Here is a 15,971-nt window from a genome sequence, read left to right as displayed (position 1 = left end):
AACCACCGTACGTACGGATCCGTATACGGCGGTTCAATTAAGATGAATAACGCAAGATTTCATAACGAGCTTGCAGACTTTTGAGCCCTTGGTTACTCCAATAAGAGTTACCAAGGGTTCTGTGTAATATTGGACTTTTCGAAATACGCCAGTAACTCTTGCGAGTATTGCCCCATTCGTAAGCCTTCCAGTCTGGAACTCCTAAGCGAATAAGGTTGCGCACTTTCGTACGAGGCTTCTTCCAATTCTTCCATAAACACATGCGAAGTCTTCTTCTAATCCATCCATCCAGTGATTCAAATATTGATTTCGTATCCGCTAATGAAAAGTAGCCACACCACCCAATTAAGTATTGATTCAATTGTTGAATTCGGTACTCCATTGGAAATGGCTTCTTTCTAGCTGTTAATTCCCGAATTTTGTTCTTCATTCGCTTTATGCTCTCTTTCGCAATTCGAACTTGTGGTTCTTTGCGGGAGGTAAAGCTAAATCCTAGGAATTTACGTTGCCAAGGACGAGCCACTGCGGATTTCTTCTCATTTATTTTCAATCGCAGCGTCTTCTCAATAAAGGTTTTGATACTTGCCATCACTCGTTCTCCTGCTCGTTTTGTTTTCACATAAATATTGCAGTCATCGGCGTAACGGACAAATTTATGACCACGTTTCTCTAATTCTTTGTCTAATTCATCCAGCACAATGTTTGAGAGAAGTGGACTCAGTGGACCCCCTTGGGGTGTTCCTTCATCTGTATCATAAACGACACCATTTATCATGACACCCGATTGCAAGTATCTACGAATCAGCTTGAGTAGAGGTTTATCAGAAATTTTCTTCGCTAATGTACTCATTAGACGGTCATGGTTTACTTTGTCGAAGAATTTCTCTAAGTCCATATCTACTACCCAGCGATATCCTTCTTTTATATAGCCTTTGGCTTCTCGGATTGCATCGTGAGCACTTCGTTTTGGTCGAAATCCGTAACTATGATTCGAGAAGTTCGGGTCGTATAGGTTGGATAGCACTTGGGCAATTGCCTGTTGAATGAGTCGGTCTGTCACGGTTGGGATTCCTAATAGTCGCACACCGCCGTCAGGTTTCGGGATTTCGATTCTGCGAACTGGTTGTGGTTGGTAGGTTCCCTCAAGAATTTGCTTCTTAATCGTTAGCCAGTTTTCGACTACATGCTGTCGTAGGAATTTTACGGGCATTTTGTCTACTCCATGACTCCCTTTGTTTCGTTCCACCCGTTTGAGTGCGAGAAGCAGATTCTCTCGTGATAAAATTTGATTCATTAACATCTCGTTCGACTCCTCCGTGAATAGCTTGTCTTCTTATAACAGTTTCTACTGCACCCGCTCAATGTCCCTCATGGGATTCACCATTACCTCCATTAAGTCGGTCCTTCTGGATTTTCTGTGTTTATCATAGAAAACTGCATGCCAAGGGCTATTCTCTCCGAATTGTTCGGTCCTTTCCATTCATTCTAGAAGTGAATGGTACTATGACCTCTGCTGACTTCTGATGGTTCAGCTACCTATCGCTAAGTAGGTTACAAAGTGTACTTTGCGTTTCCATCAGACCTCCCCGGGTAAGCGTATGCACTTTCACACCATCTATCCGCCTCATTTACTCGATATGACCTTCGACAGAAAGGACTTTGTGTTGTTGTGCACACTCATCCAATCATACCTAGCCTTATATGAGATTTGTGTTCCTCGGACCGGTGTTTTGCCTCCAGCTTCCTTCAGATTCCGCGTCGCCACGGACACCCTTGCTCTTGGCTAACCTCTACTTCTGTCTTCGAGGTTCGGGACTTGCACCCTATAGTTCATACGCATGCCGGGCGCACACAAAAAAGCATTCGTTGCATATAGACGCATCGAATGCTTAGATTTCGCTTATTTCAGCGAAGGGACCTTGTTTTCATTGATTTCTTTATAGTATTTATGACACGCTCGAAAATAGAATAGAAAAAAGAAATAAGCAAGTAACTGTGGTACATAACCTATAAAATGAACATTTTCTCGCATACTTGCATCAATATTTATTGAAAATGACTGTATGACAAAGCCACAAAGCATAAATGCTATAAACTTTTGATATGTTTTAAATGTTTTAGCTTCTAAAGGTTTATTTTTATGAATGTGCAATAATAACTGGAAAACAACGTACATAAAGACGATGAATAAAAATTGCATAAACTGTACCCCAATTTCCCCTAGCATCTTATAACCTAGCCATTGATCTAGCTCCACAAAAAATGATAATACGGCTAAAATAATGGCGAAGTTTTTCGACCAACGCTTTAAATTATGAAGTGATGGCAGTAAGTGGATACCATATGTAAAAAATAGATAGCCAATAAAATCTGGATAGATATCTGGTAAGCCAAAAAAACTTAAATCTATAAAAACACAGCACACACCGTTAAATAAATGTTCGTAAGGCTTTTTCATTATTTTATGCCTCCCTCTGTTGTTTTCATGAAATAGTTATCCTGTTGAATTTCATCTATATGATCTTGCTTACTATCATAGGATTCACTATAACTTGGTTGCACAATAGGTTCATCTATGTTTTGTTTCTCTGCATATACTAGGTTCCCAATCCATGCCAAGAAAGACAATGCGAACGTCATGTAGACAAGTTTTCCCCTCGTAAGCCCTTTATAATAAACGAACAAAATAAACATCGAGAGCGCAAGCAATAGAAAAATGACTACTAGATGTGTAAAGTTTTTCTCCTGATTGATGGTTAACTGTGCTGCATTTTTCAGTTCGAACGATTGCCCTGCACCAATCATGAAGACAAATAGAAAAACGGCTAATGATACAGGAACGGTTAGTATTGTTGCAACAGGTAATCGTTTTGTTTTCTTTATATGACTCTTTTGTAGCTCTCTACGCAATTGATTGGAGAAATCTACATCCGGATCTTTATCAGGGCGTTTTTTTAATGCGTCAAATAACTCGTAATCACGTTCGTCCATCAATCATCCCTCCCTACCTTTTTTCGAAGTCTTGCCAGGGCTCGGTGAAAATCAACGCGCACTTTGACTTCCGAGATACCCAAAATTGCTGCTGTTTCTTGAATAGTGTAGTCTTTTAACATTCGGCAAATAATGATTGTTCGATCATGTGATTTTAACGTCATTAGTGCCTCTTGTACTGTTTCCCATTGTTCATGTAGTTCTACCATTTTTAGAGGCTCAGGAACTTCCTTTAATACAGGCTGCCAGCTAAGTTTTTCTATTAATAGACGTTTTATTTTCTGCCTTCTATGTATGTCTACTGCTGTATTTCGTGCTATTGATATGATCCAAGTTTTTACTTTATCTTTATCCTTTAAATGATCTAACTGCTTCATCACTTTAAAAAACGTTTCTTGCGTAATATCCTCTGCCTCTTGCTTGCTATTTGTATAATAAAGCGCAAAATGATACACATCACGATAATAACAATCGTACAAATGTTCTATTTCCCGTATATCCTTATGCAAAACTTCACCCCACTTTCTACACTCACAAATAAGTCGTCGCAACAATTTATTTGTTACACTTTTCCCAAATTTTTTTATACAACTAACGTAAAATGCCTCATTCTTTTCGCCATTTACTCTCTTGTATAATGAAGTTACTGTAAGGAGGTGTTAGATTGCATTTATTTTACCAACAAAAAACAATCGGCAAAAAATCACGTAAACTTCAAAAAATTCCATTTACTATTGAAGAGCCTGTCTATACTTTGAAAGATTTACTTACGCAACTTGTAACACAAGAAGTTCAGAATTATAACGAAAAAGCACTGGATACTCCGCTCCATATTTATATTACTGATCAGCAGCTAGAGGAGGCAGTACAGCATGGCAAAGTACATTTTGGTGAGAAAAAAAATGCCTCTGTACAGTCTATAGACCAAGCTATATCGACAGTGCTCCAAGCCTTTGAAGATGAGCTTTTCTTAGTACTCCATAATGAGGAACAATTGAATTCACTTACTACACCATTCACAATACAAGAAGACGATGTTTTTACATTTATTAAACTAACAATGCTAGCAGGACGCATTTGGTAAGGAGCGATTCTCATGACACTTACACATGAACAAAATGTACAATTGCAAAACAAAATAGATACTGCACCAATAGCTATTCAGCCACTAGCCACGGCATTGCTTCACTATATGGATAATCGTGATCATGATATTGAGCGACAAGTTGCTGAATTAAATGTCACAACACTTGAGGAGCTATTTGCTGGGCCACTATTCGATGTTCTTACACTCTTTTCTTCACAAGAGCGTGCACAAACTATTAAGAAACTGGCATTACGTTACGATACAGCAATGTTTCAGACCGGCTTTATGCGTAGATCATTTCGTTCTGCACAACCCGTACAGGACCACCTTTCTCAATGCTTACAATTAATTGAAGAAATGCTGACATTTGAAGAAATGAATCTGCAGGAATTACTGATAAATCACAATCAATTTGAACATGGTTCTTACCCTAACTATAGCTCCTTTGTCATTAAAAATGAGAATACAAAGGTAATGCCCTTTAATGTTTTTGAACAAATGCTTGCTGAAGAACTGTCCTTAGAAAACTCTGTTATTGAAGAAGCGGTTGAAAATATATTATTTGACGAGCATCAGGGTACCTTTTTTGGATACCCACTGATAAGAGGTATTTTCAAATCAACCAATACTCGTATGCATGAGGCACTTGGTAAACTATTAGTTGCTGCTGCACGGCAAGAGGGACTACGTCAAGCCATTGTAGAAAATATTGATCATGGTACTCTCGATGCGCAGCTGACAATTATGAAGCTAATTCAGGAGCATCAGCTCACTCGCTTCTCCTCCGTGATTCGCGCTGTCGATACATGGATGGGACTTGGCTATACTAGCTTCGAAAATCAAAAAGTAACAGAGGAAGTATTATCGTTAGCGATTCAAGCAATTGAAGACGACCAGTTCGCCGTTGAGCTACTAAAAAGTGAGCGAACGATCGATATTTACGTGGCACTTTGGACAATTTCTACAAAGGATTACACGAAACTCGATACTATTTTGCCAGAGTTGTTAAACCGCGAAAAGCATATCCAGCTGACAACACTTGCATTTTTAAAAAATCTAGGGAAAACTTCCTTCACTGCACAGTATGTCAAGGATCTTATTTTAACAACGACGGATATTGAGCTATTTACATTTGCTTGGGGCAATTTCCTATATGCAAATAACTATATTAATAGTGAATATGCTAGAGATAACGATTGGGTTAAAGATTTACAAAAGTTCATGCAAGACAATACCCAGCTACAAGGTATTGAATACTCTCTATTTGAACAGCTTGAATGGGCAAAAAGCGAAGTCACGAAAGATGGTATAACAATTACAGGAAAACCTTTATCATTCGTCTATGCACACTTGTCGTTAGAAGATTTAATTTCAACACAAATCATTTTAGCCCACCATTTACAAGATGAAGAGCTATTTCAACGTATTATTGCGGATGCAGATTCTTACTCTCCTACAAGTAGAATCGGCCTTCTGAATATTTATTGTCTTGACGATACTACGCAAGGAAAGCGCGATTTTCTATTTAGCGCTTTACGAGATCGAAGCTCTATCAATCGTTCCCTTGCGTTGAACAAAATACAATCACTAACACCTACAGACGATGAAGTTTTAAAAATTGAGGACCTTTTAGCGAATAAATCAGGCTCACTTCGTAAAGAAGCCATTTCACTCTTAAAGCTTCAGTCGCAGGAGAAAATATTGCAAAGTGCCGAACGACTCATACAGGACAAGAAGCAGTTGAAGCGACTTGGTGGGCTTGAGTTGTTGTTGGAAGCTTCTAAAGAATATCACTTAGCTAGTGAGCAAATAGCCGCATTCTGTGACCTGCTTCCGAAAGTAACGAAGACAGAACAAGTGATGTTAGATCAATTGTTAACAAGTGATGTTCCAGAATATAACGAGGACGATGGCTTTGGTTTATATACGCCACACCCTCCTATTCAATACGACAACATCACTACTATTGATATAAAGATGAACGGTGTGGAAGCATGGCAGCAGCTTGTTCCTTTATATATGCAGGAATCCATGCCGCTGGAAAAATTCTTTCATTATGATATAGAGAAGCTGTTGTTAAAGCTTGAACAACTTATTCAACTATTAGATGCTAATGCCCACTATGAGTACGAGACATATCAATGGAATGATACGCCGATTACAACAACATTAGGGCAAACATTTAACATCGTTGCTGCGAAAACAGAAAACAATCGAAACGCAAGTCTCGATGTATATCCGATACCAGATGAAATTCTCCAGTGGATAAAGACGTCCAAATTCAGTACAGAGGATTTAGCTTATTTTAACTTTTATAACAATCTATCTGAACATCCTGCGGTACATGAACTGAGCGAAGCAGCACAAACCTTAATCGCTCCATTCTTTAATTATGCAGAAATAAAAGAATTTGTTGCTAAGTTTAACAACTTCAAATATCAGCGAACAGTGGAACGAATTTTCACTGTACTTTCCCAAGATTTAGATAATGTCTCTGGAGAGCAGGCGCTTCATAAAGAGGCTGTCGCATTACTAACACAGCATGCACCTGAGTTTAATGCTTTTGAACAAGCAATCGGTATTATGCTTCAGCTTTTAACACAAATATCGGCCGAGCAGTGGAAGCTCGAGGTACGAGAGAGGGACTATTATTATAGCTCTACTTCAACTATAGTAGCTTTAGATGTTATTGGTACTTTTGTTCATCGATGCTTCTCTGACTATACGACTTACGGTGAATATGTCAAAATGCTTGCCATTAACGAAGAGTTAACAAAGAGGAAGCAGACAGAGCAATATAGCCCAACTATATACAATCTAAACCTATTCCAATATTTAGATGCTTGTAAAGCAGGCTTGTTCACTACGGATCATTTATTTGAAACCATCTTCACAGATACATTAGCCTCTGAAATACTTGGTGCACCAAGTAAATTAACGGAGCGTTATCAACAGTCATTTGAAGACTTATCGAATCTCTTTGCTGTTCGTGAGCAGGCCATTGATCGCATTTTAGAGATCGAGCTTATGCGTGGTGATATTCCTACAGCAGTAACGAAACTCGCTAGTAGAATTTCTTATATAGAGGGTATTGATTATTTCTTAAAGATTTTACAAGCATTAGATGGTGAAAAGCTTGCTCGTGGCTATATTTGGCAAGCAGAAACGAAAAAGGATGTTTTTTCTCGCCTACTTGCAAGCTGCTATCCTAAAAAGGAAGAAACTGCGCAGCAATTAAAAGATGCGTGGGAAAAAACAGATATTTCAAAAGAACGCTTAATTGAAGCGATGATGTATAACCAACATTGGGTCGACCTTGTTAGTGAATTGATTGATTGGGAAGGATTAAAAGAATCAGCATGGTACTTTATCGCCCATACAACCGACCATTTATCGGACTTTGCTAAAGATCAGATTACTCTTTTCTCAAGCATTACTGCTGATGACTTCCGTGACGGTGCATTTGATTTAGCTTGGTTCCAAAGTGCGTATCAAACAATAGGCGCCAAAAATTTCAAGATTGTATATGATGCAGCAAAATATGCATCGGAGGGAGCTAACCACCGTCGAGCACAGCTTTATGCTGATACAGCAATAGGCAAGCTTAGTCCAGAACCGTTAATGGAAGAAATTCGTGATAAACGCAATAAAGATAAACTACGTGCACTCGGACTTATCCCACTAAAAAAATCGGATCAACAGGATGCGCTAACACGCTATCAATTCATCCAACAGTTTTTAAAGGAAAGCAAACAATTTGGTGCACAGCGTCGTGCTAGTGAAGCACGTGCAGCCAGCATTGCGCTCGAAAATTTAGCACGAAATGCAGGAGACGGCGAAACAACACGCTTCACATGGCGCATGGAGCTAGCAGCCTTTACCGATATCAAGCATTTATTCGATGCACAACAAATCGAACATATTACTGCACAGCTACAAATTGAGGAAGATGCAAATGTGACGATGATCGTTGAAAAGGATGGGAAGCGACTAAAAAACATTCCTGCTGCACTGAAAAAACATGCGCAAGTTGTAGAATTGCAGGAGGCAAGAAAAGAATTACAGGAGCAATATAAACGAGCACGCCCAGCACTCGAACAGGCAATGGAGCTTGAAACTAAATTCTTTGCCGAAGAGCTGATCAATTTATTAGAGCACCCGATTTTAGCTCCACTTCTACAAAAGCTCATCTTTAAAAAAGAAGAGCATGTAGGATGGCTAACTAAGGATGGTCTAAAACTACTAGCAGACGACATAGTATCGCTTGCTCCTACAGCTATATTAACAATCGCCCATCCGTATCACCTACTGCAAAGCGGACAATGGCGACAATGGCAAGCTAAAATGTTCGAACACGAAATAAAACAGCCATTTAAGCAAATATTCCGTGAGCTGTATGTAATAAATGCAGATGAACAAGGACAAAAAAGATCATTGCGTTATGCGGGACATCAAGTAAACCCTTCTCAAACGGTTGCACTCTTAAAAACACGAGGTTGGCAAATTAGTTATGATGAAGGACCACGAAAAGTGTATTACAAAGAAAATATCGTTGCCTCCTTGTATGCGCAGGCAGATTGGTTTACACCAGCAGAGATCGAAGCACCGGCTATTGAAGGTGTCTATTTCTACAATCGTTTAACTGGTAAAGACCTAGTATTAGATGACATTCCTGCAACGATATTCTCAGAAGTAATGCGAGATATTGACCTCGTTGTAAGTGTTGCACATGTCGGTGGCGTTGATCCTGAAGCGAGCCATTCTACAATTGATATGCGTAGTGTCATTGTAGAAGAATTAGCGAAGCTATTAAAGCTAACAAATGTCGAAGTGAAAAAGCAGCATGCACTTATTGAAGGCAAACTTGCTAGCTATTCATTGCACTTAGGCAGTGGCGTTGTCCATCAAGTGGGCGGTTCAATGATTCCAATAATCGCCGTACCATCTCAGCACCGCGGACGAATTTTCTTACCAATGGTGGATGACGATCCGCGTACAGCCGAGATTATGTCAAAGCTTTTACTGTTAAGTGAGGATACAAAAATTAAAGATCCAGCTATTTTAGGACATATCCGTAGCTACGAGCAAATGCGCTAAAGCCTCATGTGCACAAAAACAGGAAACGGTCGCTAGAAATTTTCGTCACCTGTTGTTAAAATTGCAATGCCCTCCATTTAAATATTGGAGGGCATTTATAGTGTTGAAAACAAACTGGTCAGGAAGATCTTTGTGAATGTTGTGGTTCTTTAACATAAAGGTGATTTATTAAGGTGTCATAGTATAGAGCGAAGCGTCAGCAAAAACAGATATACAATCGCCCTAACTGTTATAAGTCTATTATGAAGAGCAACCATTTGTTCACTTTTGAAATGCATAGATTTTATAAAAGTTCTACACTATTGCTGATTGTAGTGGAAGGCTACTCGACTCCCGTGGGAAAGCGAGACAGGCGAGACCCTGAGGCCAACACGATGTTGGTCACGAAGGCGTTGTCACAGGAAGTGACGCACTTCGCCTTCGTTCCTTTAGCGGAGGAAGCGGCTCGACGCTCGCCCACAGGAAAGCGAGTAGCCTGGAACGGAAATCATCATTCACAAAGATTACCTTAGCCATTTTGTTTTTCATTGTACATCTGATTTAATCATTTCAAATAATAACGGCACATTCGTTCCGCGTTGTAACGAATTACAGCCCTCCATTAAAAATGACCAGCTCATTTTCATTTTTTCTTTATACGGAAGCTCTGCGTTAACTGGAAGAAATTCTGTTAAATATTCTTCTATGGAGCTCGATAAACTTTCCATAAATTCATCAGCTTTTTGCACCTTTTCCGTTGCTACTTCATTACGCTCATCCCATAGTACATGCTCCAAGTTTGTAGAAAAATAAAATAGCTGATACGGTATTTTTAATCGTTGAATGCTAAAATGATCATTCGCTACAAGGATTTTGGCATTATTCGCCTTCATTTCATTACGTTGCTCGATTTGCTCCTTACGCTTCTCAGACTTCACCAATATTGCATCTTCTGTGTAATGTAACTTCCCCTCAATATCTTCCTTCACCTTGACAAATTCAGGGGCAATAAAGCAACCATCTGCATCTGTAATATGAACGATAGCGGTTAAATCTTTCGCTAAAAACTTATACTTCTCCAAATAGTTCTGAATCACTCGTGCAACACTATTTTTAATATTAGGTATTCTTTTATTGGAATCCGATACGAAAAACATATACATTTCTTAAAAAATGTAGACATCTCTACTGTGACACAACTTATATCTTTTGACTTTCGTTTTTGTGTCTTCCTTATTCACCGAGCCTGGTTTCGCCGAAGCTACTGCCATTTTGTATGACTCTCCAAAGGCTTAAATTCCGCAGTATCGTTGCGTACACATCTAAGGCTTAGTTTTCAGATCAATTATGCCTCGGCATAATTGCGTCCGGAATCGGCTTTGTGCTTGCACAAAGAACTCCTTTCCGATTCCTTGACATCCGCCGGAGGCTTTAACTTCTTTCAGCGGATGTTTAGACACCTGCTGAAAGAAGTTAAGCACCTTAGATTGAATAATTTGCCAAATTAACACCTGAGCTCAAATCGGATTTGATTTGTCCACAACTAGAACAAGTTTTTGATGATAGAAACCATCTGTCGGTTTCAACAAATTCAATTCTATATTTTTACATTTGTATTGAATTTGCCGTTTGTATTCATATAACTTTTGCCCGGCTGCCGCCTTCGCCAGATGTTTATTTTCATCAACCCTTTTACATTTAAATGTTCCATGACAATACGAGATGGCTTGGTTTTCACAATCTCATTAGAACACTGGTGTAAATGACTTGTTCGAATGTCGTTAAGCCGCTTATAAAAATTACGGATTTCAGCGTTTAGCAAATTTCCCAATGGACATTAATTCCATGTGTACCACCTCTCTTTCGCTAGGATAAAATCACTTTACCCTATTTAGAGAGGTTGTTAACATTTTTTATATTTGTATCTATTTTTCTTGTTCACACGAAGGCGCAACCCTTCATGCAGTCTTTCTCTCACAAGTAGACCTCTTATGCTTTCACATAAGCGCAGACTATATCTTCATCTTATCTTCTGATAAGAGCCACATTTTTCTTCCGCCATTCGCTTGCGGTTTTACTCTCCCTCAAGGAGATAGTCGTTGAACGTCTTCCTTGTCTCATTAGAGATTTAGGAGTTTCGCTGCTAAACATCCATTGCCAAAGCACTTAGCGCTACCGTTTTCCGTTGTCACGATGATCCTTTACGGACACTGAGTAATTTTTTTCAGCTTATGCCATCCTTGTTGTTTTTTCTGCTTTCGCACCGTTACGTCTGCCGTTTCCAGCTCCGCGTTGGTCACAAGGCTTTAGGAGTTAAAAGCAATTAACGTGGAGTTCGCACCAATCGCTTGATACGAAGGGTATTCTGTTATAAATCTATGCTTCTATACAGGTTTGTATAGCTTGGTCTAAATTTGTTGTAACAGTTTAGTTACCCACTTCGTTAAAATATCCTCCCGTTGTACATCGAAACGAATCGTGGAATTTGCAAAATGTTCATCCAGATAATCCTCCAAAACAATTTGCTCCGTCTGCCCCTCTACAATGATTAATAGAACCTTTTTAGTCATGCTGGACACCCGCTTTTCGAAAAGCACGCTTGATTTTAAATATCTTTGTTTCCTTATAAATCTCCTCATCCTGTCCGCCCAACTGAATTGCACGTAAATAAACATCTCGAGCATTATTGACCTCTTTGATACCTTTTAGCTGCACATAACGACGATCCTCATTCGTTGTCGTAAACCATAAGTTCTTAATAGCAAGCACCTCTAACACACGTAAATTATGAGACGTAAAAATAAGCTGGCCTTTTCCGTCCTCATCAATCACTGTTAACAACTCGCCTAACAAATATTCAAAAACACCAGAATCTAATTCATCAATTACTACACAAGCATTTGGGTTGTTATAAACAGCAATGAGTACACTGAGTACAGAAATAATTTTCAAAATTCCCTCTGACTCTGTCCGTAGTGGTAATTCGCGTTCCCCTCGCTGCGATAAAAATTCAAAACGGATTCCTTTTTCCCCGTTATCCATAGTTTGTTTTGTAAGCACATTAATCTTTATAGACAGACCAGGAATAATCGCTGATAATACTTGATTACTTTGCTCTATTACTTCACATAACACGTAAAATGCATCCTCAGGCAATAACGCTGGCCCCTTCAAATTATAAGGGATAGAACCACGAGTTTTTTCAAGATGAATACTAAAGGGCATACTGCGCTCTTCATATAACGGTGCGATATTTTGATTATTAACGACATGTAAATCCCGATTAAAATCTATTGCTAAATTATGAATCAATTGCATTTCTAGCTCTGACAACCTGTCCTGTAATAATGGCTTTAAATCTTTGTGAAAGATAAAGGACATATATTGTTTTTTAGCTAATTGATGAGTGACTAGTAATTGGATACGCGTTTTTTCATTCATATCAGAAAGATTTGCTTTACGTAGTTGTATGTCTTCCTCTGTAACATTAATTAGAATCTTTGAACGCTTCCCTTTCTCGTTTTCTCTGTAAGCTAAACGTTCAACCGTTGTGTACAGTCTGTTTTGATCTTCTTGTAACTCTACATAATAATTGAGAAAAAATGTGCCAAATTGATTTTCTACTAGAAACTCGAACTCAATACTTGCCATATCCTCCCCTGCCATAATTAATTTCTTTTCCTGAGATGGTAATTTAATTTCAGCAATCCAGCCGGAGATCAGTGACTTTAACAAGCCAAATGCATCAACAATAGTTGTCTTCCCAGAACCGTTTTGTCCATATAAACCTACAACATTGGGTTTAAAAAACGTCTCGAAATTTACCGCTAAAATAATTTCACCATGTCGTACATTTCGTAAATTTTGTATCTTTATTTTTTTGATTTTTATCATTGTCATCTCACTAAACATCCTTTAATGATATTTTCTTCTATTATAATTAAAATCGATATATTTTATAACAACTTCTATTTTAAAGACTGATATCATTAGCGATTATTCACTCCTAGTTTAAAGCCTATGACAATCATAATAGTGAGCATATGTTAGAAAAGAAAAAATGAAGAAAGGTGTGTTTCATTGTTCAATCCTAGATTAACTCCCGAAGATGAAAATTTTGATGCTAACATTCCGTATCACCCTAGCATGCTTCCTGGTAGCTCCTATCCACCTTCATATCCGTCTCAACCATACCCATCGCGTCCTTCGATGCCATATCCTTCACAACCATATCCTTCACATCCTTCAATGCCATATCCTTCACAACCATATCCTTCGCGCCCTCCGATGCCATATCCTTCACAACCATATCCTTCACATCCTTCAATGCCATATCCTTCACAACCATATCCTTCGCGCCCTCCGATGCCATATCCTTCACAACCATATCCTTCGCAACCTTCAATGCCATATCCTTCGCGCCCTCCGATGCCATATCCAGGCGGGCAATATCCTAGTTTCCCAGGGTTAAACTTACCAGGAATGCAAGATATGTTACCTGGCATCTTTGGTAATCCAAGGTAAATAACTATAACAAAAAAGGCTATCCATACGTTCAAATACGAACTAGTGGATAGCCTTTTTATCTATTACATGAAAGGATTTCCCCTTCCCCCATAAAATAAAGCCTTGAAATTTTCTACCTATATTTTAATCATTTGAAATCAACTTAGAAAACGACTCTCAAGTCATTTTATATTAGTAAAAAGTTATTTTTCAGTAAAATTATCCACACCAAAAAGATTATTACAGACTAAAAACCTATTTTGTTATTTTAATTTCGAAGATTCACAGTTGGAATAGTAAGTTCTTTGGGTTGTGAACTATATTTTTTGGCAGTATAGTTGTTTATTGTCAGGGTATAAATGGATTAATTTACATTCATAATTTTTTGAGTAAAAAGGAACATAAATTTTCATGATTAATTACATCTGAACTGTCAATTGTCGCGAGCTCTTCTCGTTACATTCGACTATCATATCAACGATTGTCCCTTTTTTTATCTAAAATATGTTTTGTATATAATTTTAGGAGGAAGAGCATGAAGACAAGCAAGCAAAAGCATATGTCCATCAGTAAGAAATTAACGGCTATAACGTTAAATATCTTATTACTATATGGATTAGTTACTTTAGGTCTTTCCTATTATATAGTGAAAGGCAGCAATTTTAAAAATATGGACCTATCCCTTCATGATCAAGGAATGATTCTATCAAAGACTATAGATTTAAAAACATTGCAATCTGTATTGCAGGAACCTAATGCTAGTAACCCAGATGTCCTTCGTTTGACAAAAGAAATGGATGCTGTAAACAATCAATCAGATCTGATTACGAATCTTTTTCTCATTACAGTAGATGGAGAAAAAATAAATGCACCGGTTCTTTCGTCTAGTGTACTTAATGAAGGAGCTGAATATAATCAGGATATGATAGAAATGGGTCTATCTTCAGATTTCCTTGCAAAGATTAAAGAGGTTTTTAAAACAAAGGAAGCTACAGCTACTGAAATATATAGCGATGAGTATGGTAGCTATAAAACAGGACTTACACCAATTTTGGATGAAAATGGATCTATCTTGGCTGCTTATGCAATGGACTACGATGTATCAAAGGTAACTGCTAAGGCAATGTCAGAAGTATTATGGACTCTTGTAGTTACAGTTATTTTCTTAATTGGTTCTTCCATTGCAGTTTTCTCGCTTGTAACAAGAAAATTAACACCTATCCAACAACTTTCTCTACAATCTAAAAAGGTAGCAGAAGGTAATTTAGAGCTTGAGCCTTTACCTGTATCATCAACAGATGAAATTGGCCTCCTAACGAAAAACTTTAATTCCATGATTGAGAATTTAAAAACCGTTAATAAAAGTGCCACAAATGTCTCTACACACGTTTCAAATTCTGCCAATGTTTTATCGACCAATATGCTGGAAGCAACAGATTCTTACAATAGTATAGCTTCTTCCATGCAAGAGATCGCTGGGGGCGCTGATTTACAAGTACAAAAGGCAAAAGAAAGCGCCATTACAATTGAAGAAATGAGCATTGGTATTCAACGACTTGCCATGACATCAAATCAAATTTCAGAGTCCTCTATCCTTACTTCAGAAGAAGCTGAAAAAGGCAATGAATCTACTAATAAATCCGTTGCCCAAATGAATGTCATTAGTAAAGCTGTCAATCAATCTGCGGCATCTGTAAAAATGCTTGGTGAGCATTCAGGTAAAATTGAAGAAATCGTCGGTATTATTGCAGGTATTGCTTCCCAAACGAATTTACTAGCATTGAATGCAGCAATAGAAGCTGCTCGCGCTGGAGAAGCTGGAAGTGGCTTCGCTGTTGTAGCAGATGAAGTTCGTAAGCTTGCCGAGCAATCTGAGGCGTCAGCTCGTGAAATTTCTACACTTATTTCCCATATCCAACATGATACGAATGAATCAGTAAGTGTCATGGTACGAGCTGTGGAAGAAGTGGATAATGGTCTAGTGATGATTAATGATTCTGAGAAATCATTTAGTCAAATTTTAACTTCTATCCATCATGTTACTGGGCAAATTCAAGAACTATCTGCAACAATTGAAGAAATGGCAGCGGGTATGGAAGAAGTAACTTCGGCTGTTAAGGATATGGAAGATTTCTCGGTAACTTCGAGAGATAATACGAGAGCAGTAGCCGAAACGTCTGCATCGCAACTTAACACTGTGCAGAGAGTTTCCGAAGAAGCTCAAGTGTTGAATGACTTATCAAGCGAATTATTAAATGTTGTCAACACATTGGCAGTGAAATAAGGTGAAACTTCTTTCAGAGGGATTTTC

At 38.3% G+C, this 15,971-nt stretch carries 11 protein-coding genes and 1 pseudogene; 3 read left to right on the top strand and 9 right to left on the bottom strand.

Features of this window, described 5'->3' with window-relative positions:
• Window positions 1-37: 37 nt before the first annotated feature.
• From ltrA to ACB089_RS01940, 4 genes are all read right to left on the bottom strand, one after another.
• Window positions 38-1,300 carry a group II intron reverse transcriptase/maturase gene (ltrA, locus tag ACB089_RS01955; protein ID WP_374963429.1) on the bottom strand — a complete coding sequence of 421 codons (1,263 nt, stop codon included), beginning with the start codon at window positions 1,298-1,300 and terminating at the stop codon, window positions 38-40.
• Between the two features lie 600 nt (window positions 1,301-1,900).
• Window positions 1,901-2,458 (bottom strand): hypothetical protein, encoded by a 558-nt coding sequence (locus ACB089_RS01950; RefSeq protein WP_374965057.1) that lies wholly within the window; start codon window positions 2,456-2,458, stop codon window positions 1,901-1,903.
• Window positions 2,458-2,991 (bottom strand): hypothetical protein, encoded by a 534-nt coding sequence (locus ACB089_RS01945; RefSeq protein ID WP_374965056.1) that lies wholly within the window; start codon window positions 2,989-2,991, stop codon window positions 2,458-2,460. The genes ACB089_RS01950 and ACB089_RS01945 overlap by 1 nt, the downstream gene beginning before the upstream one ends.
• Window positions 2,991-3,500, bottom strand: a complete 510-nt coding sequence (locus ACB089_RS01940; protein WP_374965054.1) for an RNA polymerase sigma factor — start codon at window positions 3,498-3,500, stop codon at window positions 2,991-2,993. The genes ACB089_RS01945 and ACB089_RS01940 overlap by 1 nt, the downstream gene beginning before the upstream one ends.
• A gap of 155 nt (window positions 3,501-3,655) precedes the next feature.
• Between ACB089_RS01940 and ACB089_RS01935 the strand changes: the two genes are divergently transcribed.
• On the top strand, window positions 3,656-4,075 hold the full coding sequence (locus ACB089_RS01935; RefSeq protein WP_374965052.1) for a hypothetical protein: 420 nt from the start codon (window positions 3,656-3,658) through the stop codon (window positions 4,073-4,075).
• Between the two features lie 12 nt (window positions 4,076-4,087).
• Window positions 4,088-9,175: a DUF4132 domain-containing protein gene (locus ACB089_RS01930; protein WP_374965050.1), complete on the top strand. Its 5,088-nt coding sequence runs from the start codon at window positions 4,088-4,090 to the stop codon at window positions 9,173-9,175.
• Window positions 9,176-9,699: 524 nt separating this feature from the next.
• On the opposite strand, the gene ACB089_RS01925 is transcribed toward ACB089_RS01930, so the two are convergent.
• The 5 genes and pseudogenes from ACB089_RS01925 to ACB089_RS01905 form a co-directional block, all read right to left on the bottom strand.
• The gene (locus ACB089_RS01925) at window positions 9,700-10,311 is read right to left on the bottom strand and encodes a hypothetical protein (protein WP_374965048.1); all 612 of its coding nucleotides are present in this window, start codon (window positions 10,309-10,311) and stop codon (window positions 9,700-9,702) included.
• Between the two features lie 361 nt (window positions 10,312-10,672).
• Window positions 10,673-10,973: pseudogene (locus tag ACB089_RS01920) on the bottom strand (zinc ribbon domain-containing protein); the annotation flags it as partial.
• A 589-nt stretch (window positions 10,974-11,562) separates the two neighbouring features.
• Window positions 11,563-11,724 carry a hypothetical protein gene (locus tag ACB089_RS01915; protein ID WP_374965046.1) on the bottom strand — a complete coding sequence of 54 codons (162 nt, stop codon included), beginning with the start codon at window positions 11,722-11,724 and terminating at the stop codon, window positions 11,563-11,565.
• On the bottom strand, window positions 11,717-13,054 hold the full coding sequence (locus ACB089_RS01910; protein ID WP_374965045.1) for an AAA family ATPase: 1,338 nt from the start codon (window positions 13,052-13,054) through the stop codon (window positions 11,717-11,719). Before ACB089_RS01910 ends, ACB089_RS01915 begins: the two co-directional genes overlap by 8 nt.
• 241 nt (window positions 13,055-13,295) lie before the next feature.
• Window positions 13,296-13,565 (bottom strand): hypothetical protein, encoded by a 270-nt coding sequence (locus ACB089_RS01905; protein WP_374965043.1) that lies wholly within the window; start codon window positions 13,563-13,565, stop codon window positions 13,296-13,298.
• A gap of 630 nt (window positions 13,566-14,195) precedes the next feature.
• On the opposite strand from ACB089_RS01905, the gene ACB089_RS01900 reads away from it, so the two are divergent.
• The gene (locus ACB089_RS01900; RefSeq protein ID WP_374965041.1) at window positions 14,196-15,944 is read left to right on the top strand and encodes a methyl-accepting chemotaxis protein; all 1,749 of its coding nucleotides are present in this window, start codon (window positions 14,196-14,198) and stop codon (window positions 15,942-15,944) included.
• Window positions 15,945-15,971 lie beyond the last annotated feature (27 nt).

It is taken from the genome of Lysinibacillus sp. RS10 (assembly GCF_041956855.1).
Lineage (GTDB): Bacteria > Bacillota > Bacilli > Bacillales_A > Planococcaceae > Lysinibacillus > Lysinibacillus xylanilyticus_A.
Note: the sequence above shows the minus strand (reverse complement) of the source record. Positions and strands in the feature narration are given on the sequence as shown.

What these genes read in the sequence shown, in the direction of transcription:
- ltrA (WP_374963429.1), bottom strand. Translation starts at nt 1,300, where the DNA reads ATGTTAATGAATCAAATTTTATCACGAGAGAATCTGCTTCTCGCACTC.
- ACB089_RS01950 (WP_374965057.1), bottom strand. Translation starts at nt 2,458, where the DNA reads ATGAAAAAGCCTTACGAACATTTATTTAACGGTGTGTGCTGTGTTTTT.
- ACB089_RS01945 (WP_374965056.1), bottom strand. Translation starts at nt 2,991, where the DNA reads ATGGACGAACGTGATTACGAGTTATTTGACGCATTAAAAAAACGCCCT.
- ACB089_RS01930 (WP_374965050.1), top strand. Translation starts at nt 4,088, where the DNA reads ATGACACTTACACATGAACAAAATGTACAATTGCAAAACAAAATAGAT.
- ACB089_RS01925 (WP_374965048.1), bottom strand. Translation starts at nt 10,311, where the DNA reads ATGTTTTTCGTATCGGATTCCAATAAAAGAATACCTAATATTAAAAAT.
- ACB089_RS01915 (WP_374965046.1), bottom strand. Translation starts at nt 11,724, where the DNA reads ATGACTAAAAAGGTTCTATTAATCATTGTAGAGGGGCAGACGGAGCAA.
- ACB089_RS01910 (WP_374965045.1), bottom strand. Translation starts at nt 13,054, where the DNA reads ATGACAATGATAAAAATCAAAAAAATAAAGATACAAAATTTACGAAAT.
- ACB089_RS01905 (WP_374965043.1), bottom strand. Translation starts at nt 13,565, where the DNA reads ATGGCATTGAAGGTTGCGAAGGATATGGTTGTGAAGGATATGGCATCG.
- ACB089_RS01900 (WP_374965041.1), top strand. Translation starts at nt 14,196, where the DNA reads ATGAAGACAAGCAAGCAAAAGCATATGTCCATCAGTAAGAAATTAACG.